The organism is Streptomyces sp. NBC_00663 (assembly GCF_036226885.1).
Lineage (GTDB): Bacteria > Actinomycetota > Actinomycetes > Streptomycetales > Streptomycetaceae > Streptomyces.
On the sequence record NZ_CP109027.1, the window covers coordinates 5579844 to 5601028 of the forward strand.

21 protein-coding genes are annotated in these 21185 nt (G+C 71.5%); 12 read left to right on the plus strand and 9 right to left on the minus strand.

Features of this window, described 5'->3' with window-relative positions; translation table 11 throughout:
• Positions 1–12: 12 nt before the first annotated feature.
• Positions 13–492 carry a GNAT family N-acetyltransferase gene (locus OG866_RS25440; protein WP_329338103.1) on the minus strand — a complete coding sequence of 160 codons (480 nt, stop codon included), beginning with the start codon at positions 490–492 and terminating at the stop codon, positions 13–15.
• Between the two features lie 66 nt (positions 493–558).
• Between OG866_RS25440 and OG866_RS25445 the strand changes: the two genes are divergently transcribed.
• Complete coding sequence (locus tag OG866_RS25445; RefSeq protein ID WP_329338105.1) at positions 559–1362, plus strand: exodeoxyribonuclease III; 804 nt, start codon at positions 559–561, stop codon at positions 1360–1362.
• 3 nt (positions 1363–1365) lie between these two features.
• Here the strand turns inward: OG866_RS25445 and OG866_RS25450 are convergent, their stop codons facing one another.
• Positions 1366–2004 carry a MerR family transcriptional regulator gene (locus tag OG866_RS25450; RefSeq protein WP_329344292.1) on the minus strand — a complete coding sequence of 213 codons (639 nt, stop codon included), beginning with the start codon at positions 2002–2004 and terminating at the stop codon, positions 1366–1368.
• A gap of 152 nt (positions 2005–2156) precedes the next feature.
• On the opposite strand from OG866_RS25450, the gene OG866_RS25455 reads away from it, so the two are divergent.
• The 4 genes from OG866_RS25455 (at position 2157) to OG866_RS25470 (ending at position 5791) form a co-directional block, all read left to right on the plus strand.
• On the plus strand, positions 2157–3722 hold the full coding sequence (locus OG866_RS25455; protein WP_329338106.1) for a flavin-containing monooxygenase: 1566 nt from the start codon (positions 2157–2159) through the stop codon (positions 3720–3722).
• Complete coding sequence (locus OG866_RS25460) at positions 3719–4636, plus strand: alpha/beta fold hydrolase (protein ID WP_329338108.1); 918 nt, start codon at positions 3719–3721, stop codon at positions 4634–4636. Before OG866_RS25455 ends, OG866_RS25460 begins: the two co-directional genes overlap by 4 nt.
• Positions 4633–5517: an SDR family oxidoreductase gene (locus OG866_RS25465; RefSeq protein WP_329338110.1), complete on the plus strand. Its 885-nt coding sequence runs from the start codon at positions 4633–4635 to the stop codon at positions 5515–5517. The genes OG866_RS25460 and OG866_RS25465 overlap by 4 nt, the downstream gene beginning before the upstream one ends.
• A gap of 88 nt (positions 5518–5605) precedes the next feature.
• Positions 5606–5791, plus strand: a complete 186-nt coding sequence (locus tag OG866_RS25470; RefSeq protein WP_329338111.1) for a hypothetical protein — start codon at positions 5606–5608, stop codon at positions 5789–5791.
• A gap of 163 nt (positions 5792–5954) precedes the next feature.
• Here the strand turns inward: OG866_RS25470 and OG866_RS25475 are convergent, their stop codons facing one another.
• A complete protein-coding gene (locus OG866_RS25475; protein WP_329338112.1) occupies positions 5955–9224 on the minus strand; it encodes a S41 family peptidase in 3270 nt (1089 codons plus the stop codon).
• A 170-nt stretch (positions 9225–9394) separates the two neighbouring features.
• On the opposite strand from OG866_RS25475, the gene OG866_RS25480 reads away from it, so the two are divergent.
• The 7 genes from OG866_RS25480 to OG866_RS25510 all read left to right on the plus strand — a co-directional run bounded on the left by OG866_RS25480 (position 9395) and on the right by OG866_RS25510 (position 16280).
• Positions 9395–10000 carry a TetR/AcrR family transcriptional regulator gene (locus OG866_RS25480; RefSeq protein ID WP_329338114.1) on the plus strand — a complete coding sequence of 202 codons (606 nt, stop codon included), beginning with the start codon at positions 9395–9397 and terminating at the stop codon, positions 9998–10000.
• Positions 10001–10129: 129 nt separating this feature from the next.
• Positions 10130–12355 carry an MMPL family transporter gene (locus tag OG866_RS25485; RefSeq protein WP_329338116.1) on the plus strand — a complete coding sequence of 742 codons (2226 nt, stop codon included), beginning with the start codon at positions 10130–10132 and terminating at the stop codon, positions 12353–12355.
• 101 nt (positions 12356–12456) lie between these two features.
• The gene (locus OG866_RS25490) at positions 12457–13017 is read left to right on the plus strand and encodes a cysteine hydrolase family protein (RefSeq protein WP_329338118.1); all 561 of its coding nucleotides are present in this window, start codon (positions 12457–12459) and stop codon (positions 13015–13017) included.
• Positions 13018–13058: 41 nt separating this feature from the next.
• On the plus strand, positions 13059–13577 hold the full coding sequence (locus tag OG866_RS25495) for a YbaK/EbsC family protein (RefSeq protein ID WP_329338119.1): 519 nt from the start codon (positions 13059–13061) through the stop codon (positions 13575–13577).
• Complete coding sequence (locus tag OG866_RS25500; protein ID WP_329338121.1) at positions 13574–14419, plus strand: DMT family transporter; 846 nt, start codon at positions 13574–13576, stop codon at positions 14417–14419. The genes OG866_RS25495 and OG866_RS25500 overlap by 4 nt, the downstream gene beginning before the upstream one ends.
• A gap of 29 nt (positions 14420–14448) precedes the next feature.
• The gene (locus OG866_RS25505; RefSeq protein ID WP_329338123.1) at positions 14449–15912 is read left to right on the plus strand and encodes a toll/interleukin-1 receptor domain-containing protein; all 1464 of its coding nucleotides are present in this window, start codon (positions 14449–14451) and stop codon (positions 15910–15912) included.
• Positions 15913–16004: 92 nt separating this feature from the next.
• Complete coding sequence (locus OG866_RS25510; protein WP_329338125.1) at positions 16005–16280, plus strand: DUF1876 domain-containing protein; 276 nt, start codon at positions 16005–16007, stop codon at positions 16278–16280.
• A gap of 4 nt (positions 16281–16284) precedes the next feature.
• On the opposite strand, the gene OG866_RS25515 is transcribed toward OG866_RS25510, so the two are convergent.
• The 6 genes from OG866_RS25515 to OG866_RS25540 form a co-directional block, all read right to left on the minus strand.
• Positions 16285–17439: a serine hydrolase domain-containing protein gene (locus OG866_RS25515; protein WP_329338126.1), complete on the minus strand. Its 1155-nt coding sequence runs from the start codon at positions 17437–17439 to the stop codon at positions 16285–16287.
• 45 nt (positions 17440–17484) lie between these two features.
• Positions 17485–17931, minus strand: coding sequence for an organic hydroperoxide resistance protein (locus OG866_RS25520; RefSeq protein ID WP_329338127.1), 447 nt, complete (start codon positions 17929–17931; stop codon positions 17485–17487).
• A gap of 128 nt (positions 17932–18059) precedes the next feature.
• Positions 18060–18530 carry a MarR family winged helix-turn-helix transcriptional regulator gene (locus tag OG866_RS25525; protein WP_329338128.1) on the minus strand — a complete coding sequence of 157 codons (471 nt, stop codon included), beginning with the start codon at positions 18528–18530 and terminating at the stop codon, positions 18060–18062.
• A 10-nt stretch (positions 18531–18540) separates the two neighbouring features.
• Positions 18541–19356, minus strand: a complete 816-nt coding sequence (locus OG866_RS25530) for an energy-coupling factor ABC transporter ATP-binding protein (RefSeq protein WP_443063563.1) — start codon at positions 19354–19356, stop codon at positions 18541–18543.
• Complete coding sequence (gene cbiQ / locus OG866_RS25535; RefSeq protein WP_329338131.1) at positions 19332–20093, minus strand: cobalt ECF transporter T component CbiQ; 762 nt, start codon at positions 20091–20093, stop codon at positions 19332–19334. Before cbiQ ends, OG866_RS25530 begins: the two co-directional genes overlap by 25 nt.
• 1 nt (position 20094) lies before the next feature.
• Entirely contained in the window at positions 20095–21144 is a 1050-nt protein-coding gene (locus OG866_RS25540; RefSeq protein WP_329338133.1) for an energy-coupling factor ABC transporter permease, read from the minus strand.
• Positions 21145–21185: the final 41 nt, after the last annotated feature.

Below are 21185 nucleotides of genomic sequence, written 5' to 3' on the forward strand. Positions count from 1 at the left end.
GAGGTCATGCCGTCACAGCGCCTTCGCGTAGCAGCGGCTCGACTCGTAGTGGCGGTAGTACCCGAACTTCTCGCACGGCTCGTACCCGCTGGAGGCGTACAGCGCGATGGCCTCCGGCTGCTTGTCGCCCGTCTCCAGCACCATGCGCACCCGACCCGCCGCCCGCGCGTCCTCCTCCAGCGCGGCCAGTATGCGCCGGGCGAGACCGTTGCCCCGCGCCTGCTCTATGACGTACATCCGCTTCAGCTCGGCGTCCCCGTCGCGGTACCCCTCGTCATTGGTGTCCTGCGCGCGCCAGCCACCCGTGGCGACCGGGCTGTCGTCCGCGTCGTAGGCGATGAGGTAGACGCCGTTCGGCGGGTCGAAGTCGGACGGGGCCAGGGGGGTGGCATCGCCGTCGTCGCCGTAGCGGACGGCGTACTCGGCCTGGACCTGGTCGTTGAGCTTGATGGCGTCGGGGTGGTCGAAGGAGACGCGACGGATGGCATGCATGTCGGAAACGGTAAGCCAAGAAGGTCCAGAACAGGACTCAGTCCAAGGTGCGGGTAGGGTGCCCTGGTGCTCACTGTGACCTCTGCGAATGTAAACGGACTCCGCGCCGCCGCGAAGAAGGGCTTCGTGGAGTGGCTCGCCGACACCTCCGCCGATGTGCTCTGTCTGCAAGAGGTGCGGGCCGAGCCGCAGCAGCTGCCCGAAGAGGTCCGCGCGCCCGACGGCTGGCACGTCGTGCACGCCCCGGCCGCCGCCAAGGGCCGCGCCGGTGTCTCCCTCTACAGTCGCCGCGAGCCCGACCGGGTGCGGATCGGCTTCGGGTCGAGCGAGTTCGACACCAGCGGCCGGTACGTGGAGGTCGACCTGCCCGGTGTGACCGTCGCCTCCCTCTACCTGCCCTCCGGCGAGGTCGGCACCGAGCGCCAGGACGAGAAGGTCCGCTTCATGGGCGAGTTCCTCGCCTACCTCAAGGGGCTGCGCGAGCGGGCCGCCGCCGACGGCCGCGAGGTCGTCGTCTGCGGCGACTGGAACATCGCCCACCAGCCGGCCGACCTGAAGAACTGGCGCGCCAACCAGAAGAACTCCGGCTTCCTGCCGGAGGAGCGGGCCTGGCTGACGCAGGTCCTCGACGCGGGCGACGGGGGGTACGTCGACGTGGTGCGGGCGCTGCATCCGGAGGTCGAGGGGCCGTACTCGTGGTGGTCGTACCGGGGGCGGGCCTTCGACAATGATTCAGGTTGGCGCATCGACTACCACGTCTCGACCCCGGGCCTGGCGGCCAAGGCGGTCAAGGGGTTCGTGGAGCGGGCGGCCACGCACGCCGAGCGCTGGTCGGACCATGCGCCGGTGACCGTGGTCTACGACCTCTGACCTTCAGGGCTCCTGTCCCGGCCTGCTTTGCTTGCGCAGCCGCCGGTCCAGTGCCAGTGAAAGCTCCGCCTCCACCACGCTCCGCGCCAGCGGGCGCAGGCGTTCGAGGTCGTTCTCGGTGGCGTGGCGGAGGACGAGGTCGGTGAACATCTCCGCGAGTTCGTCGACGTGGTCGCGGACGCGTTTGCCGGCGGTGAGGACCTCCGCGAGGGGGATGCCCTCGGCGACCAGGGCGGAGGAGACGTCGAGGAGACGGCGGCTGATGTGGACGATCTCGTCGCCGTCGGTGCCGAGGTAGCCCAGCTCCAGGGCGGCGGCGAGGTTCTCCGGGGTGACCTGGCCCTCGAAGCGGGCGGCGAGTTCCTCCGGGGTGAGGTGGACCGGTTCCTCTTCCGAGGGGGGTTCGACGCCCAGGAGGTCCGCCACGTCGCGGCCGTTGTCCAGGGCTTCGGCCAGTTCCGCGATGCCCGTCAGGGTGTGGCCGCGTTCCAGGAGCGCCGCGATCGTGCGCAGCCGGGCCAGGTGATGGTCGTCGTACCAGGCGATACGGCCCTCGCGGCGCGGCGGCGGAATCAGTTTGCGTTCGCGGTAGAAGCGCAGGGTGCGCACCGTGATGCCGGCCTGCCTGGCCAGCTCCTCCATGCGGTACTCACGCTTCTCCGTCACGCCCGCAGCCTATGTTGTACCGCCGGTAACTTTCCTTCCCCCGCCCCCTACCCATCGGTACGGAGCTGCTCTACCCTCCCATTGCGCCAGTGTTCACTGGCGGAGTCGGAAAGCGTGGAGGGTTCGGGATGACCGAGCACGAGCATGTGCGGGTGGCGGTGATCGGGTCCGGGTTCGGTGGGCTCGGGGCCGCCGTACGGCTGCGGCGGGAGGGTGTCACCGACTTCGTCGTGCTGGAGCGCGCGGACAGCGTGGGCGGCACCTGGCGGGACAACAGTTACCCCGGGTGCGCGTGCGATGTGCCCTCCCACCTGTACTCCTTCTCCTTCGCCCCCCATCCCGACTGGCCCCGCACCTTCTCCGGGCAGGAGCACATCCGGGCCTATCTGGAGCATGTGGCCGATGTCTTCCACCTCCGGCCGCACATCCGCTTCGACTCCGAAGTGATGAGGATGACCTGGGACGCGGAGCGGCTCTGCTGGGACATCGAGGTCAAGGGGGGCGGGCGGCTCTCCGCCGACTTCGTCGTCTCCGCCACCGGGCCGCTGTCCGACCCCAAGGTCCCCGAGATCCCCGGCCTCGACTCCTTCCCCGGAAAGGTCTTCCACTCCGCGCGCTGGGACCACGACTACGACCTGCGCGGCAAGCGGGTCGCCGTGGTGGGGACCGGGGCCTCCGCGATCCAGATCGTGCCCGCCATCCAGCCGCAGGTCGGCCGGCTCACCCTCTTCCAGCGCACCCCGCCCTGGGTGATGCCCCGCGTCGACCGGGCCATCACCGGCGCCGAGCGGGCGCTGCACCGGGCGCTGCCGTTCACCGGGCAGGCCCGGCGTGGACTGCTGTGGGGGATCCGGGAGTTGCAGGTCTCGGCGTTCACCAAACACCCCGACCAGCTCGGGTTCGTCGAGCAGCTGGCCAAGCGGAACATGGGGCGGGCCGTCAAGGACCCGGCCCTGCGCGCCAAGCTCACCCCCGACTACCGCATCGGCTGCAAGCGCATCCTGCTGAGCAGCACCTACTACCCGGCGCTCGCCCGGCCCAACGTCGATGTCGTCGCCAGCGGTCTGCGGGCCGTGCGCGGCTCCACCCTCGTCGCCGCCGACGGCAGCGAGGCCGAGGTGGACGCCATCGTCTTCGGCACCGGCTTCCACGTCACCGACATGCCCATCGCCGAACGGGTCGTGGGCGCGGAGGGCAAGACGCTCGCCGAGGTGTGGAAGGGCGGCATGGAGGCCCTGCGCGGTGCCTCCGCCGCCGGGTTCCCCAACTGGATGACCATCATCGGGCCCAACACCGGGCTCGGGAACTCCTCGATGATCCTGATGATCGAGTCCCAGCTGAACTACATGGCCGACTTCGTACGGCAGTTGGACGTCCTCGGCGGTCGCGCCGCCCTGGACGCCCGGCCGAGCGCCGTCGGCGCCTGGAACCGGCGGGTGCAGGAGCGGATGAAGCGCACGGTGTGGAACACCGGCGGCTGCACCAGCTGGTACCTCGACGAGAACGGCCGCAACACCACCATCTGGCCGGGGACGACGAGCGAGTTCCGGCGGGCGACGCGACGCGTGGACATCACCGAGTACGAGGTGCTCCGCACGAGGAAGCCGCCAGAGGAAGAGAAAGAGACGGGGAAAGTGACGGGGAAAGAGAAGGGGACAGGGAAAGAGGAGAAGTCGGCGGGGGTGTCCGCGTGAGCCGGCTGATGTCCGTCGGGTCCGGGCCGTACGCCCCGCCCGTCCCCGCCCGAGAACTGACCGCCGTCTCCGCCGACGGGGCCCGGCTGCATGTCGAGGTCCACGGTCCCGAGGGCGCGCCCGTCGTCGTCCTCGCCCACGGCTGGACCTGCTCGACCGCCTTCTGGGCGGCGCAGATACGGGATCTCGCCGTCGACCACCGGGTCGTCGCCTACGACCAGCGCGGTCACGGACGCAGCCCGGCGAGCCCGGCGTGCACCGTGGACGCGCTCGCCGACGACCTGGAAGCCGTACTGGAGGCGACCCTCGCACCGGGGGAGAAGGCCGTGATCGCCGGGCACTCGATGGGCGGGATGACCGTGATGGCGGCCGCCGCCAGGAAGAACCTCCAGGAGCGTGCCGCCGCCGTCCTGCTGTGCAGCACCGGGTCCTCGCGGCTGGTCGCCGAGTCCACCGTCGTCCCCCTGCGGCCCGGGCGGCTGCGGACCTGGCTGACCCAGCGCGTCCTCGGATCGCGGGCGCCGCTCGGGCCGGTCACTCCCCTCGCCCGGCGGATCCTCAGGTACGGGACGATGGGGCCGGGTTCGGCGCCGCACATGGTGGAGGCGTGCGCGCGGATCGTGCACGCGTGCCCGCGCAAGGTGCGGTACGCCTGGTCGCAGGTGCTCGACCTGATCGACCTCGACCACGGCGTACGCTCCCTCGACGTGCCGACGGCCGTCCTCGTCGGTACGGCCGACCGGCTGACGCCGCCGGTGCACGCGCGGGCGCTGGTGGCGGCGCTGCCGCAGTGTGTGGGGCTCACCGAACTGCCGGGACTCGGGCACATGACGCCCGTGGAGGCTCCCGAGCTGGTCACCGGGAAGATCCGGGACCTCGTGCTGACGTACGCGACGCTCAAGGAGGGCGCATGAGCAGGGTCGGTCTCGAAGGACAGGTCGCCGTCGTCACGGGCGCCGCGCGCGGCGTCGGGGAGCTGCTCGCGCGGAAGTTGTCGGCGCGGGGGGTGAAGGTCGCGCTGGTGGGCCTGGAGCCGGACGCGTTGAAGCAGGTCTCCGAGCGGCTGCACAGCGAGAGCGACCACTGGTACGCCGACGTCACCGACCACGAGGCGATGGCGCGGGTGGCGCGGGAGGTCAAGGAGCGGTTCGGCAAGGTCGACATCGTCGTCGCCAACGCCGGTGTGGCGACCGGCGGGCCCTTTGTGGACTCCGATCCCGAGGCGTGGCGGCGGGTCATCGAGGTGAACCTCATCGGGTCGGCCGTCACGGCCCGTGCCTTCCTGCCCGTGCTGATGGAGAGCCGCGGCTATCTGCTCCAGATCGCCTCGCTGGCCGCCATCACGCCCGCGCCGATGATGACCGCGTACTGCGCGTCCAAGTCGGGCGTGGAGGCGTACGCGCACAGCCTGCGGGCCGAAGTCGGCTACAAGGGCGTACGGGTCGGGGTCGGGTATCTGTCCTGGACCGACACGGACATGGTGCGCGGGGCGGACCAGGACGAGGTCATGCGGGAGCTGCGGCAGCGGCTGCCGTGGCCCTCCAACAAGACGTATCCGCTGGGTCCCGCGGTGGACCGGATCGTCGCCGGGATCGAGCGGCGTTCCAGCCATGTGTACGGGCAGTGGTGGCTGCGCGGGATGCAGGGGGTGCGCGGGTATCTGCCGGGGCTCATCGGGACGGTCGGGGTACGCGAGATGCGGCGCTTCGGGGACCGATTGGAGGGCATGCGCTCAGGACTCGTCGGCGCAGGTGGGGCGGCTGATGAGGAGGCGCGCGCTACGCGGCGTGACTGATCGAAATGCGCACTGTGTCCGGTCGTGTGAATCTGGTCGAGGCCCCGGACAGGGGCTCTTCCCTCACCCTCTTCGGGAGTGAACCCACATGGGTATGAAGGACCAGTTCCAGGACAAGTCGGAGCAGTGGCAGGAGCAGGCCAAGCAGAAGGCCCAGCAGGGCCGGGAGCAGGCGAAGCGTGGTCAGCAGGAGCGCGGCAAGCCGCGTGACGAGGAGACGGAGCGGCTCCAGCGCGAGGAGCAGGACCGGCTCGACCAGGACTACGACGCGTAGCCGCTGCGCTCGGCTTTAGCCGCTGAACATGGGGTGCCCTGAGGAGGGGCGCCCCATGTTTGCGTTGCTGTTTTGAGGTGCGTTGTCTGGTGCGAGGCGGTGGGGGCTTGTCGCGCAGTTCCCCGCGCCCCTTACGGTTTACGGCATCAACGCATCACCCTTTTCATGTTCTCGGCGGCAGTTTTGGCCTTGATCGGTCCGGTACGTTCGAGTAGTCCGGCGGGGTCGCGGGTGGGTTGGTGGTCAGTAGGTCCACCGCCAGTTGCACCGCGTCGTCCAGTTGGGCGTGGCGGCCCTCTGCCCAGTCCAGGGGGGTGCGCAGGACTTCCAGGTCCGGGGTGACGCCCCGGTTCTCCACGGTCCAGCCGTACGCGTCGAACCAGCCCGCGTTCATCGGTACGGTGATGATCGTTCCGTCGCCCAGTTGGTGGCGGCCGGTCATGCCGACGACTCCGCCCCAGGTGCGCTGGCCCACGACCGGGCCGAGCTTGAGGAGTTTGAAGGCGGCCGTGATCATGTCGCCGTCCGAGGAGGTCGCCTCGTCGGCGAGGGCGACTACCGGGCCGCGAGGGGCGTTTGAGGCGTACGACACCGGCTGGGCGTTTCTCGTGAGGTCCCAGCCGAGGATCGTGCGGGTCAGCTTCTCCACCACCAACTCGCTGATGTGGCCGCCCGCGTTGCCGCGTACGTCGACGATCAGGGCCGGCCTCGACACCTCCATGCGCAGGTCCCGGTTGAACTGGGCCCAGCCCGAGCCGCCCATGTCGGGGATGTGCAGATAGCCGCAGCGACCGCCGCTCAACTCCCGTACCACCTGCCGTCGTTTGGCCACCCAGTCCTGGTACCGCAGGGGGCGTTCGTCGAGCAGGGGGACCACCGCCACGCGCCGTGCGCGGCCCTCGCCCTCCGCCGGGGTGAACGTCAGCTCCACCGTCGTACCGCCCGCCCCGGCGAGCAGCGGGTACGGGCCGGTCACCGGATCGACCGGGCGGCCGTCGACGTGGGTGAGGACCGCGCCCTCGCGGATGCCCGTGCCGGCCAGCGGGGAGCGGGCCTTGGAGTCGGAGGAGTCGCCGGGGAGGATGCGCCGGACCGTCCAACCGGCCTCCCGCCGGACCAGGTTGGCGCCCAGCAGGCCCTGGCGGCGCTGGTAGTGGGGCGGGCCCTCGTTGCGGCGGGCGGCGGTGACATAGGCGTGGGAGGTGCCCAGTTCGCCGAGGACCTCGCGGAGCAGGTCGGCGAACTCGTCCGGGGTCGCCACCCGTTCCACCAGCGGGCGGTACTGGTCGAGGACCGCGTCCCAGTCGATGCCGCACATCCCGGGGTCCCAGAAGTAGGCGCGGATGATCCGGCCCGCCTCCTCGTAGGACTGGCGCCACTCGGCACCCGGGTCGGCCTCGTGCAGGATGCGGCGGGCGTCGATCCAGACGGTGGAGTCGCTGTCGCCGGACTCCGTGGCGGGCACCGCGCGCAGATCGCCCTCGTCGACGATCACCAGCCGCGACCCGTCACCGCTGACCGCGAACCAGTCGAGGTCGTCGACGAGTTCGGACTTCTTCGCCTTGGTGATGTTGAAGTACTCCAGGGTCGGACGGCCGCTCGTGTCGTCCGGGTTGGCGAAGGTCTCGCCGAGGGCGCCCGAGATCGGCCAGCGCAGCCAGACCAGTCCGCCGCCCGCCACCGGGTACAGCGCCGAGTACTTGGAGGCGCTGACCGGGAAGGGCGTCACGCGGCTTTCCAGGCCCTCGACCTCCACCGTGACCGCGCTGCCGTCGCCCGGCTCGTCCTCCGCCGGGTCCAGGCCGCCGGCCGCCGGGCGCCCTTCCGGGTTCAGGGCGAAGGGGGAGGGGGTCGCGGAGGACAGCGGGACCAGGTACGGGCGGCAGCCCAGCGGGAAGGAGAGGTCGCCGGTGTGGACGTCGTACACCGGGTCGAAGCCGCGCCAGGAGAGGAAGGCGAGGTAGCGGCCGTCCCGCGTGAAGACCGGGTTCTCGTCCTCGAAGCGGCCGTTGGTGACGTCGATGATCAACCGGTCCTTTATGCGGGCCATCTTGATCTGGCGCAGGGAGCGCCCGATGCCCGGGTGGGACCAGGTCAGCCACGCCCCGTCCGGGGAGAAGGAGAGGTCCCGTACCGGGCCGTTGACGGAGCGGATCAGCTCGGTGACCTCGCCGTTGGAGTCCTCCGTCCCCGCGGCGGCAGCCGCATCATCAGACACAGTGATGAGGAGGAGCCGCCCGTCGTGGGAGGCGATGGCCAGACGCTCGCCCTGAGGGTCGGACACCAGCTCCAGGACGCGGCCCAGCTCGCCCGAGGCCAGGCGTCTGGGCTCGCGGTCGCCGGTCGCGCGCGGCAGATAGGCGATCTCGATCGCGTCCTCGCCGTCCGCGTCGGTGACGTACGCGACCTGGCCGACCGAGCCGAGCATCTCCGGGAGCCGGACCCGTACCCCCGGGGTGTCGGTGATCGTACGGGCCGGGCCGTCGCGGTGGGTGAGCCAGTAGAGGCTGCCGCGGACGACGACGGCGCTCGCGCGGCCCGTCTCGTCGACCGAGACGCCGTCCACGTGCTGGGCGGCCGGCACCTGGTACGTACGGCGTCCCGCGCGCGGGCCGCTGAGGCGGACGTCGAGCCTGCGGGGCGTCCCGGCCGGGGACAGGTCGTCGACGATCCACAGGTCGCCCGCGCACTGGTACACCACCCGGTGGCCGTCGCTCGACGCGTGCCGGGCGTAGAAGGCGTCGTGGTCGGTGTGGCGGCGCAGGTCGGTGCCGTCGTGGGCGCAGGAGTAGAGGTTGCCGACGCCCTCGTGGTCGGAGAGGAATGCGATCCGGCCGCCGACGAACATGGGGGAGTGGAGATGGCCGTCGAGCTCTTCGAGCAGGCGGTGGCCGTGCAGCCACAGGCGGCCCGTGGCGCCGCCCCGGTAGCGCTTCCAGGCGGCCGGTTCGTGCGGTGGGGTGCCGGTGAGCAGCAGGGTTCTGCGGTCGCCGTCGAAGTCGGCGACCTGGAGGTCGGAGACCGGGCCCCAGGGCAGCTTGCGGCCGGGATCGCCGTCGGTGGGCACCTTGTAGGCCCAGGTGAAGTACGAGAAGGGCTCGCCGTGCGAGGCGACGGCGAGGATCTGCGCCCCGCCGTTGCTGTCGGCCGGGGTCCAGCCGCACACCTGGGTGTCCGGCGACCCCCAATAGGTCAGCCGTCTGCCGGGGCCGCCCGCCACGTCCACCAGGTGGATCTCGGGCACGAGGCTGCGCCAGCTCGTGTACGCGATGTGGCGGCCGTCGGGGGAGAAGCGCGGGTGGCCCACCTTGGTGCGGTCGACGGTGAGCCGCCAGGCGCGGTCGGCTCCGTCCAGGGGGGCCAGCCACAGGTCGTCCTCGGCCACGAAGCACAGCAGGTCACCGCTCAGATGCGGCAGGCGCAGATAGCTCACCTCCCTATGCTTTTCCGGGGGATGGACCGGAGCAACTTATGAATAATCGCCCCCGGGTGACCCATGACACGAACGAAACCGTTTCGTTTCGCTAGCGGGTGCGCTACATTCGTCATGTACGAAACCGTGTCGTTCGGCGCGGGAAGTCGGAGTGGGAAAGGGTGATCGGCATGACTGAGGTCGCAACGGCGCGTCGCAGTCGGATCACGCCCGAGCGTGAGGCCGAGCTGTACGAGGCCGTGCTCGACCTGCTCCGCGAAGTCGGCTACGACGCCCTCACCATGGACGCCGTGGCCGCTCGCACCAAGTCCAGCAAGGCCACGCTCTACCGCCAGTGGGGCGGCAAGGCCGAACTCGTCGCGAAGGCCGTCCGGCACACCAAGCCCGGCGGCGCGGGTGTCGCCCAGATCGACACCGGGTCGCTCCGAGGCGACCTGCACGCCCTCACCATGCGCTCGGACGACTGCGAGATGGAGCAGAACTCCGCGCTCATGCGAGGCCTGGCCATGGCGATCCACGGCAACCCGGATCTTCTGAAGGCGTTCAAGGAACACCTCATCGGCCCGGAGGTGGCGGATTTCCGTACCGTGCTGCAACGCGCGGTCGACCGCGGTGAGATCCGCCCGGACAACCCCGCGATCGACTTCGTGATGCACATGATGATCGGCGGGTTCGCCGCCCGCTCGATGATCGACGAGCAGCCGCCGACACAGGCCTTCCTCCTGTCGTACATCGACGCCGTGGTCCTCCCCGCCCTCGGCAACCAGAACTACTGACCCCTTTCCCCGGCACGACCCTCACCTGACGTACCCGCTCACGTCGTCGGGACGATCACGCCTGCCACCCACCGGGCTGATCACCCCTGCCCCTGAACCACCTCACGACCTGACCGGGAGTACGCCCACGTGGCCACTTTCCTGTACAAACTCGGCCGGCTCGCCTTCAGGCGACGGCATTTCGTCGCCCTGATCTGGGTCGCCCTGCTGACGCTCGCGGGCGTCGGCGCGGCCAGCGCCCCCGCCGCGGGCTCCTCCTCCTTCTCGATCCCGGGCACGGAGGCGCAGAAGGCCTTCGACCTGCTGGAACAGCGCTTCCCCGGGGCCAGCGCGGACGGCGCGACCGGACGCCTCGTCTTCAAGGCGCCCGACGGCGAGAAGATGACCGACGCCGCCAACAAGGCGACCGTCGCGAAGACCGTGGCCGCGCTCGGCGACGGCTCCGAGGTCGTCTCCGTCACCGACCCCTACAAGACCAACGCCGTCAGCAAGGACGGCACCGTCGCCTACACCTCCGTGTCGTACGACGCCCCCGCCATGGAGCTCAAGGACTCCACCCGGGACGCCCTGGAGGCGGCCGGGGACGAGGCCAGGGACGCGGGGCTGACCGTCGAGGTCGGCGGTGACGCGCTCCAGGCCGGGGCCGAGCCGGGCGCCATCGGCGAGGTCATCGGCCTCGCGATCGCCGCGGTCGTCCTGGTCATCACCCTGGGCTCACTGGTCGCGGCCGGGCTGCCGCTGCTGACGGCGATCATCGGCGTAGGGATCGGCGTCTCCACCATCACCGCCCTCGCCAACGCGCTCGACCTCGGCGACACCACCTCCACGCTCGCGCTGATGATCGGCCTCGCGGTCGGCATCGACTACGCCCTGTTCATCGTCTCCCGCTACCGGGGCGAGCTGGCCGAGGGCCGCGACCGCGAGGAGGCGGCCGGCCGGGCCACCGGCACCGCGGGCTCCGCGGTGGTCTTCGCCGGCCTCACGGTCGTGATCGCGCTGGCCGGACTGTCGGTGGTCGGTGTGCCGATGCTGAGCAAGATGGGCCTCGCGGCGGCGGGCACGGTCGTCATCGCCGTCCTCATCGCGCTGACCATGATCCCGGCGCTGCTCGGCTACGCGGGCAAGAAGATCCGGCCGACGGGCGAGAAGCGCAGGAAGCAGGCGAAGAACGCGGCGGAGAAGCCGGCGGAGAAGGCGGTGGAGAAGCCGAACCTCGGCACCCGCTGGGCCAGCTTCGTCATCCGCCGCCCGGCCGTCGTGCTCCTCCTCGGCGTCGTCGGCCTGGGCGCCATCGCCCTGCCCGCCACCTCCCTCGAACTGGGTCTGCCGGACGACGGCTCGCAGCCGACCTCCACCACCCAGCGCCGCGCCTACGACCTCCTCTCGGAGGGCTTCGGACCCGGCTTCAACGGACCGCTCATGGTCGTCGGCGACGCCAAGGACAGCGCCGACCCGAAGGGCGCCGCCACCGAGGTCACCGACCGGATCAAGGGCCTCGACGACGTCGTGACGGTGACGCCGGCGGCGTTCAACAAGGCCGGGGACACCTTCACCATCACCGTGATCCCGGACTCCAAGCCCTCGTCGACGCAGACCGAGGACCTGGTGCACGCCATCCGGGACAGCGGGGCGGACGTCAAGGCCGCCACGGACACCGACGTCCTGGTCACCGGCACCACGGCCATGAACATCGACTTCTCGCAGAAGCTCTCCGACGCGCTGATCCCGTACCTGGCGCTGGTGGTCGGCCTGGCCTTCCTGCTCCTGATCGTGGTCTTCCGCTCGATCCTGGTCCCGCTGAAGGCGGCCCTCGGCTTCCTGCTCTCGGTGCTCGCCGCGCTCGGCGCCGTCGTCGCGGTCTTCCAGTGGGGCTGGCTCGGCGGTCTGATCGGGGTCGAGGAGACCGGCCCGATCATGTCGATGATGCCGATCTTCATGGTGGGCGTGGTCTTCGGCCTCGCGATGGACTACGAGGTGTTCCTCGTGACCCGGATGCGGGAGGCGTACGTCCACGGCGAGTCCCCGAGCCAGGCCGTCGTCACCGGCTTCAAGCACAGCGCCCGGGTCGTGGTCGCCGCCGCGGTGATCATGATGGCCGTCTTCGGCGGCTTCATCAGCTCCAGCGAGTCCATGATCAAGATGATCGGCTTCGGCCTCGCGATCGCGGTCTTCTTCGACGCGTTCGTCGTCCGCATGGCGATCGTCCCGGCGGTGCTCGCGCTGCTCGGCAAGAAGGCCTGGTGGCTGCCGAAGTGGCTGGACCGCGCCCTGCCGAACGTGGACGTCGAGGGCGAGGGCCTGCGCAAGTCCGACGACGACAAGAAGGACGAGGACCGGGAGCTCGTACCGGCCTGACGTCAGGGTCCTGAACCGAAGCCGTGGTGGAGTCCGCTCCACCACGGCCTCGGCCGTTCAGGCCGGGGCCATTGTCAGTGGTCGGGTCTAACGTGGCGGGCATGACCACACTTGCCGCACGACCTCGCACGGCCCTGCTGGTGATCGACGTCCAGAAGGGTGTCGTGGCCGAGGCCCACCAGCGTGACGCGGTCGTCGCCACCATCGCCGCGCTCGTCGACCGGGCCCGCGAGGAGGGCGTCCCGGTGGTCTGGGTCCAGCACTGCGACGACGACCTGGTGAAGGGCAGCGAAGCCTGGGAGTACGCGCCGGAGCTGATACGCCGGGACGCGGAACCCCTGATCCACAAGAACTACGGCGACTCCTTCGAGGACACCGAACTGGAGGAGGTCCTCGCGGGCGCCGGGGCGGGCCACCTCATCGTGACCGGGGCGTCGACCGACGTCTGCATCCGCTCCACCCTCCACGGCGCCTTCGTCCGCGGCTACGACGTCACCCTCGTCGCCGACGCCCACACCACGGACGACAACAGCAAGTGGGGCGCCCCACCGCCGGACCAGGTCATCGCCCACACCAACCTGTACTGGCGGTACCAGTCGGCGCCGGGACGGACGGCGGCGGTGGCGGAGGCGAAGGACGTGACGTTTCAGTACCCGGCTTAACCGTTCGCCCGCGCCATCCACCCACCGCTAGCGTGCCCCGCATGACGACGACCGACAGCCCAGCGGGCACCGCCGACTCCGGAGCCCACCCCCTGTTCGCCGAGGCCCTGCGGGAGAAGGGGCTCGATGAGCTGCGTGCCCAGGTACGGCGGTTCCCGGAGGCGACCCGTACCGCCGCCGAGGCCGCCGCGGCCATCGGGTGCGAGCTGAGCCAGATCTGCAAGTCGCTGATCTTCGCGGCGGACGGGGTGCCGGTGCTGGTGCTGATGGACGGCGCCTCCCGGGTCGACGTCGAGCTGGTGCGCGAGGTGCTCGGGGCCGAGAAGGTGACGCGGGCCGAGGCGGACGTCGTACGGGAGACCACCGGGTACGCCATCGGGGGTGTCCCGCCCTTCGGGCACCGGACCAGGACGCGGGTGCTGGCCGACCGTTCGCTGCTGGAGCACGACCTCGTGTGGGCCGCGGCCGGCAATCCGCACGCCGTCTTCCCGATCTCGCCCAAGGACCTCGTCGCGCACGCCGGTGCCGACCTCGTGGACGTGCGCGAGCCCACCGCGTGACGCCGGCCGTCACCGCGGCCGTGCTGCTCGCCGCGGTCACGCACGCCAGCTGGAACGCCATCGCGCACAAGATCACCGACAAGCTGGTCGGGTTCACGCTGATCGCCGGCGGCGGGATGCTGATCGGGCTGGTCATGGTGCCGTTCGTGGCGATACCGGCGGCGGGGGCGTGGCCGTATCTCATCGCCTCCGCCGTGATCCACGTCGTGTACTACATGCTGCTGATGAAGTCCTTCCGGCTGGGGGACTTCGGGCAGGCGTATCCCATCGCCCGCGGCAGCGCGCCCCTGGTCGTCACCCTCCTCGCCGCCGTCTTCGCCCACGAGGTGCCCGACGGATGGGCCGCCGCCGGGATCGCGGTGTCCTGCGCGGGACTGACCGGCGTCGCGCTGTGGGGGCTGCGCGGGCGTCGGCCCAACTGGGCGGCGATCGGGGCCGCGTTGGCGACGGGCCTGTCCATCGCCGCGTACACCGTCGTCGACGGGCTCGGGGTGCGCGCCTCCGGATCGTCGCTCGGGTACATCGCCTGGCTGATGGCCCTGGAGGGCGTGTTCGTACCGGCATACGCGCTCTACCGTCGGCGCGGGCAACTGATCGCCGAGCTACGGCCGTTCGCGGCGGTCGGACTGCTCGGGGCGGCGCTGTCCGTCGCCGCCTACGGGCTCGTCCTGTGGGCGCAGACCAAGGCCGAGCTGGCGCCGATCGCCGCCCTGCGGGAGTCGTCGATCATCGTCGGCGCGGCCATCGGGGCGGTGTTCTTCAAGGAACGGTTCGGCGCGCCGCGGATCGTCGCGGCCGGGTTGCTGGTGGCCGGGATCGGGCTCATGCTGCACGCCGGGTGACCGAGCCGTCACTGGCTAACCTGTGGGCCATGAGCGGTGTCTTCATCAACTACCGCAGGGGCGGGCACTCCGGTGTCGTCGACGATCTCGACGCGGCCCTCGCGCGGCACTTCGGCCGGGGGCAGGTGTTCCTGGACCGGCCGTCCCTGCTGCCGGGGCAGCGGTTCGCGGACGCGCTGGCGGAGCGGGTCGGCGACTGCGACGCGCTGGTCGCCGTGCTCCACCCCGGCTGGGCGGACGCACGGCACCCGTCCGGGGCCCGGCGGCTCGGGGACGAGGACGACTGGGTCCGGCGGGAGATCGAATGGGCGCTGGCGGGCGGGAAGTTCGTCCTGCCGGTGCTGCTCGACGGGGCCGAGATGCCCACCGCCGCCGAACTGCCCGACACGCTCCGGGCGCTCGCCGGGCTCAACGCGCCCCAGCTGCGCGAGACGCACTGGACCGCCGACCTCGCCGTGGTGATCGCCGCGCTGGAGGGGAGCGTGCGCGCGAAGTGGCAGCCGGTCCCGGCGCCCGACGAGCCCGGGCCGCGCCCCGGGCGGTGGCTGGGGGCGCTGACCGTGCTGCTCGCCGCGGCCACCCTGGCCGGCGTTCCCGCGCTGCCGCAGGACGACGACTGGGTCGGCACCGGCGTGCTGCCGTACACCCTGACCGCCGCCCTGATGTGCTGTCTGCTGCTGTGCGCGCCGCTGGTCGCGGTCGCCGCCGTGCGGGTCGTACGGCGGTCCGTCGACGGCCTGGAGCGTGATCTGCACGCGGTCCGGCACCGGACGTACATCGGCAAGACCTGGCCGGTCGGGGTCGGGCTGGTCCTGGTCGGGGTGTACGGCGCGCTCCGCGGCGACCTGGGCATGGTGCAGGCGCTGGTCCTGCTGCTGGTCCTGGGCGTCGCGGTCGCCCGGGCGGCGGCGACCGACATCCGGCTGCGCCGCCGCGACGACGACCTGTGGGCCCGCTGGCCGCACCGGCTGCCCGAGCGGGTGAACCGGGCCGTGCTGCGCCGCGCGGTCGCCCGGCTCCATGTCCGCCTCGACGGGATGACCGCCCCGCTCTCGCTGGAGCAGCGGGAGAAGGCGGACTGGGAGCTGGAGGACATCGGCGGGGCGGTCGGGCGGGTGGCGGACGAGGCGGGGCGCTCGCGCGGGGAGTGGCTGCGGGAGGACCATCCGTGGCTGTTCGCCGGGTACGTGGTGTGGCTGGCGCTGATCGCGGCGCTGGCCGTCGCCTCGGGGCTCGCCTTCGCCGACGCCGGGGAGGGGACGGTCCGGCGGTATGTGACGCTGGCGGTGGTGGTGCTGATCGGCGTGCTGCTCGCGCTCGGCACGCTGGAGCTCGCGCACCGGTATCAGCGGCGGCAGCGGCGGGAGCTGGTACGGCAGGTGGGCGGGTTCCGGGTGACGCTGGCCGCGCGGGTGGCCGCGATGAGTCTCCCCGCACGCACCAAGCCGACGGCGCCCGCACCGCGGCCGGAGGAGTACGCGGAGCCTGAGTAGTAATCGCCGCGGACCGAGCGCTCAGCTCGCCGACTGGTCGCGTTCGCCTCTCCGGTAGCACTCTGGAAGGAGTTCTTCCGGAGGTGATCGTCATGATGCACACCACTGTGGGATGGCACGTCGAGATGGAGTTCATGGAGGACACCGATCACACGCGCGCGGTGGCGATGGTCCGGCTGCCCGACGGCAGCGAGGTACGGGCCCACGGCCACGCCAGCCGTCACCACACCGACTCGCATCAGCCGCGGGTCGGCGAGGAGGTCGCCGGGGCCCGCGCGCTCAACGAACTCGCCATGCAGCTGCTGACCAAGGCGCACGGCGAGATCGACGCGGCGTCCGGGCGGACGTCCCACCCGATCCACGTATAGGCGGCTATACGGCTGCCCGTACCGCCCGCACCAGCGCCTGCGCCCGCGGATCCGCCGTGACCGTCCTGCGCAGGCCGTTGGTCACATAGCCGAAGGCGATGCCGGACTCGGGGTCGGCGAAGCCGAGCGAGCCGCCGCGGCCGGGGTGGCCGAAGGAGCCCGGGCCGAGGAACGGGGCCGCGCTGCCGTGCAGCATGTAGCCGAGCCCGAAACGCGTGTTGACCACCAGAACGCGGTCGGGCCCGGCGGACTCCTCGGCGCGTGCCCGCTCCACCGTGGCCGGGGACAGCAACCGGACGCCGTCCACCTCGCCGATCGTCGCCGCGTAGAAGCGGGCCAGACCGTCGGCCGTGGCGATCCCGTTGGTCGCGGGCAGGGCGCTCGCCCGGTAGGCCGGGTCGTTCTGGTCGGGGAAGGGGGTGATCGCGCCGAAGGCGCGGTTGGTGAGCGAGTCGGGGTCCTGATAGGCCTCGGTCACCGAACGCTTCGGCCGCATCCGCGGCGCGGCGGCGGCCTCCGGCGCGTCGACCCGGCCCACGCGCCCGGCCCGGTGCGCCTCCGTCTCGGGCAGCCCCAGCCACAGCTCCGCCCCGAGCGGCCCGGCGATCTGCTCGGCGATCCACTCACCGGTGCCGCGGCCCGTCACCCGTCGCACCAGCTCGTCCAGCAGCCAGCCGTACGTCAGCGCGTGATACCCGTGATCCGTGCCGGGCTCCCACACGGGCGTCTGCGCGGCCACGGCCTCCGGGCCCGTCAGCGGGTCCAGGGCCTGCTCGGGCGTGATCGGGCGGTCGAGGACCGGCAGTCCGGCCCGGTGGTTCAGCACCTGCCGGACGAGCACCCGCTCCTTGCCGTGCGCCTTGAACTCCGGCCAGTACTCGCCGACCGGCGCGTCCAGGTCGAGGCGTCCGCGCTCGGCCAGCATCAGGGGTACGGCGGCGGCGACGCCCTTGGTCGCCGAGCGCACGATCTGGGCGGTGCCGCGCTGCCACGGCTCACCACCGTCGACATCTTTGGTGCCGGCCCACAGGTCGACGACCTTGTGTCCGTCCCGGTACACGGTGACGGCCGCGCCCCGGTCCCCGAGCTGCTCGAAGTTGCGGACGAACGCGTCCCTGACCGGCTCGAAGCCCTCGGCGACTGTGCCGTTCACGTCCACGGCCGTACTCCTCTGCGTGCTGACCGGTGCGGGTGTGCCCCTGTCTCACCCAAGCAGGATCGTCACGTCGATGTTCCCGCGGGTCGCGTTGGAGTACGGGCACACCTCGTGGGCGGCGTCCACCAGCTGGCTCGCGAGGGTCTGGTCGAGCACGGGGAGCGAGACGCTCAGGGCGACCGCCAGACCGTAGCCGCGCTGGGCGTTGGGGCCGATGCCGACCTTCGCGGCGACCATGGAACCGGTCAGGTCGAACCCGGCGCGGCGGCCCACCAGCACCAGCGCGTTGTGGAAACAGGCGCTGAAGCCCGCCGCGAACAGCTGCTCCGGATTCGTGCCGTTGCCGTCGCCGCCCAGCGCCGGAGGCATCGCGACCTTCAGCCCGATCTGGCCGTCCTGGCTGGTGACGTAGCCGTCCCGGCCGCCGTGGGCGGTGGCCTCGGCGACGTACATGATCTTCGTCGGGCGGGTGTCGACGACGGTGGTGTCACTCATGGCTGGCCCCCCAGAGAACGAGTGTGCGCAAATACATCGTGCACAAGGTACCGGTCGGTAGGTCGACCTTGAACGAGCAGGGGGTAGCGACCGGCGGTAACAGGAGGTCAGTAGAAGGCGGCAGGGGCTCAGTAGGGGCGCTCGGTCGCCGCGTGTGCCCTCTTTGCGAGCTCCCACAACTCCTCGCGCAACCTCGCGACGCCCGGGGCGTCGAGCCCCGTCGCGGACAGGAGCGCGCCGGGCACGCGCGCCGCGCGCTCCCGCAGTTCCTCTCCGCGCCCCGTGCAGGCGACGAGCACCGAGCGCTCGTCGTGGGCCGCGCGCTCCCGGCGCACCACCCCGGCGCTCTCCAGCCGCTTGAGCAACGGCGACACCGTGCCGTAGTCGAGCCGCAGCGCCGCCGCCAGCTCCTTGACCGTCGTCTCGCCGCGCTCCCAGAGCACGAGCAGCACCAAGTACTGCGGGTAGGTGAGACCGAGTTCCTCCAGCAGCGGGCGGTACGCGGCCGTCACGGCGCGCTGGGCGGCGTACAGCGCGAAGCACAGTTGCTCGTCGAGGAGCAGTGAGCCGTCGGCCGCTGTGGGGTCCTCGTTCGTCACGCGCCCATTGTCACGGACGGTCCGACCCGGCGGACACCGAACGCGGATCGAAGCCGAACGGCAGCTCCAGGCGGTGGGCGCGCATCAGGTCGTCGTCGGAGAGCAGCTCGGACGTCTTGCCGTCGGCCGCGATGACGCCCTCGCTGAGGATGAGGGAGCGCGGGCACAGCTCCAGGGCGTACGGGAGGTCGTGCGTGACCATGAGGACCGTGACGTCCAGGGAGCGCAGGATGTCGGCGAGTTCGCGCCGGGAGGCGGGGTCGAGGTTGGAGGACGGCTCGTCGAGGACGAGGATCTCCGGTTCCATGGCGAGCACGGTGGCGACGGCCACGCGGCGGCGCTGGCCGAAGGAGAGGTGGTGCGGCGGGCGGTCCTTGAACTCCGCCATGCCGACGCGCGCCAGCGCACGGTCGACGCGCGCCTCCAGTTCCGCGCCCTTCACGCCGGCGGCCGCCGGTCCGAACGCGACGTCCTCGCGCACGGTCGGCATGAACAGCTGGTCGTCCGGATCCTGGAAGACGATCCCGACCCGGCGCCGGATCTCCGCCATGTGCCGCTTGCCGACGGGCAGCCCGGCGACGCGCACGCTGCCGGTGCCGCCGGACAGGATGCCGTTGAGGTGGAGCACGAGGGTCGTCTTGCCGGCGCCGTTCGGCCCGAGCAGCGCGACCCGCTCCCCGCGCGCGACGGAGAAGTCCACGCCGAACAGGGCCTGATGCCCGTCGGGGTAGGCGAAGGCGAGGCCGGAGACCTCGAGAGAAGCGGTCACGGCATCCAACCCACTCACAGCGTCCAACCCACTCACAGCATCCATCCCAACAGACATACGACCAGAGCCGCGCCCGGCAGCGCGAACGCGTACGTCCACTGCGCCCGGGACGCGGTCACCTCGTCGATGACCGGCATCGAACCGGCGTAACCCCGGCTCACCATGGCGAGGTGCACGCGCTCGCCGCGCTCGTAGGACCTGATGAACAGGGCGCCCGCCGACTTGGCGAGCACCCCCCAGTGCTTCACGCCCCGCGCCTCGAAACCGCGCGACTCCCGCGCGATCCGCATGCGCCGCATCTCGTCCGTGATGACATCGCCGTAGCGGATCATGAAGGAGGCGATCTGCACGAGCAGCGGCGGGAGCTTCAACCGCTGGAGCCCCAGCAGGAGTTCGCGCAGCTCGGTCGTGGACGCCAGCAGGACCGAGGCCGCCACGCCGAGCGTGCCCTTGGCGAGCACGTTCCAGGCGCCCCACAAGCCGTTGACGCTCAGCGAGAGGCCCAGCACCTCGACCCGCTCGCCCTCCGCCACGAACGGCATCAGCACCGCGAACGCGACGAACGGCACCTCGATCAGCAGCCGCTTGAGCAGGAAGCCGGCGGGCACGCGCGCGAGGTACGTGACAACGCCCAGCAGCACGGCGTACAGCCCGAAGGCCCACATCGCCTCCCGCGGGGTCGAGACGACGACCACCACGAAGCAGAACACCGCGGCGAGCTTGGTGTGCGGCGGCAGGGCGTGCACGGGGGAGTGCCCGTGCCGGTAGAGCTTGTGAGCGTGTCCGGCGCCCATCTCAGACGCCCGCGCTCACGGGGGAGGCGTCCGCGTCGGCGGTACGGCGCCTGCGCACCGCCCAGAACACCGTGCTGCCCGCGACGACCGTGACGCCGACGCCGATCACGCCCGCGAGACCGCCGGAGAGCCGGGCGTCGTCGACGTCCTTGACGCCGTAGTCGGCGAGCGGGGAGTCGGCGGAGGCGTGCTTCTCGGTGTTCTTGTCGATGCCCTGGTCGGCGGCGACCTTCTCCAGGCCGTCGGGGCTGGCGGAGGCGTAGAAGCTGACGCCGCCCGCGAGGACGAGGGAGGTGACCAGGCCGGCCAGCCACACCTTGCGGTGCGAGCGGGCGGCGACGGGGACGGCCACCGGGTCGGGCGCGTCGACGAGTTCGCCGTTGACGCGCAGCTTGAGCCGTTGCCGCAGGTCGCGGGCGCCGTACACGAGGTCCGGGCGGACGGCGACGACGGCGCCGACCGTCAGCGCGGTGATCACGGCCTCGCCGATGCCGATCAGCACGTGCACGCCGACCATCGCGGTCGTGACCTTGCCGATGGAGACGTCGGTGGTGCCGCCGACCCAGTAGATGAACGTGAAGGCGACGGCCGCGGCCGGGACGGAGAGCAGCGCGGCGGCGAAGGAGGCCACGGTGATCGACCGGCGCTTACGGGGCAGCACCTTCACCAGGGCGCGGAAGACGGCGTACGCGACGACCGTCGTGACGACGGCCATGTCCGTGATGTTCACGCCGAGCGCGGTCAGTCCGCCGTCCGCGAAGAGGATGCCCTGCATGAGCAGGACGACGGAGACGCAGAGCACGCCGGTGTAGGGGCCGACGAGGATCGCCGCGAGGGCGCCGCCCAGGAGGTGGCCGCTGGTGCCCGCGGCGACGGGGAAGTTGAGCATCTGCACGGCGAAGATGAACGCCGCCACCAGGCCCGCCAGAGGCGCGGTGCGCTCGTCGAGCTCGCGGCGCGCACCGCGCAGGCTCACGGCGACGGCGGCAGCCGCGACCACTCCGGTCGCGGCGGATACGGGGGCGTCGATAAATCCATCAGGCACATGCACGGTTAGATGATGCGGCTTAATGCGAACAAGTTGCAAGAGCG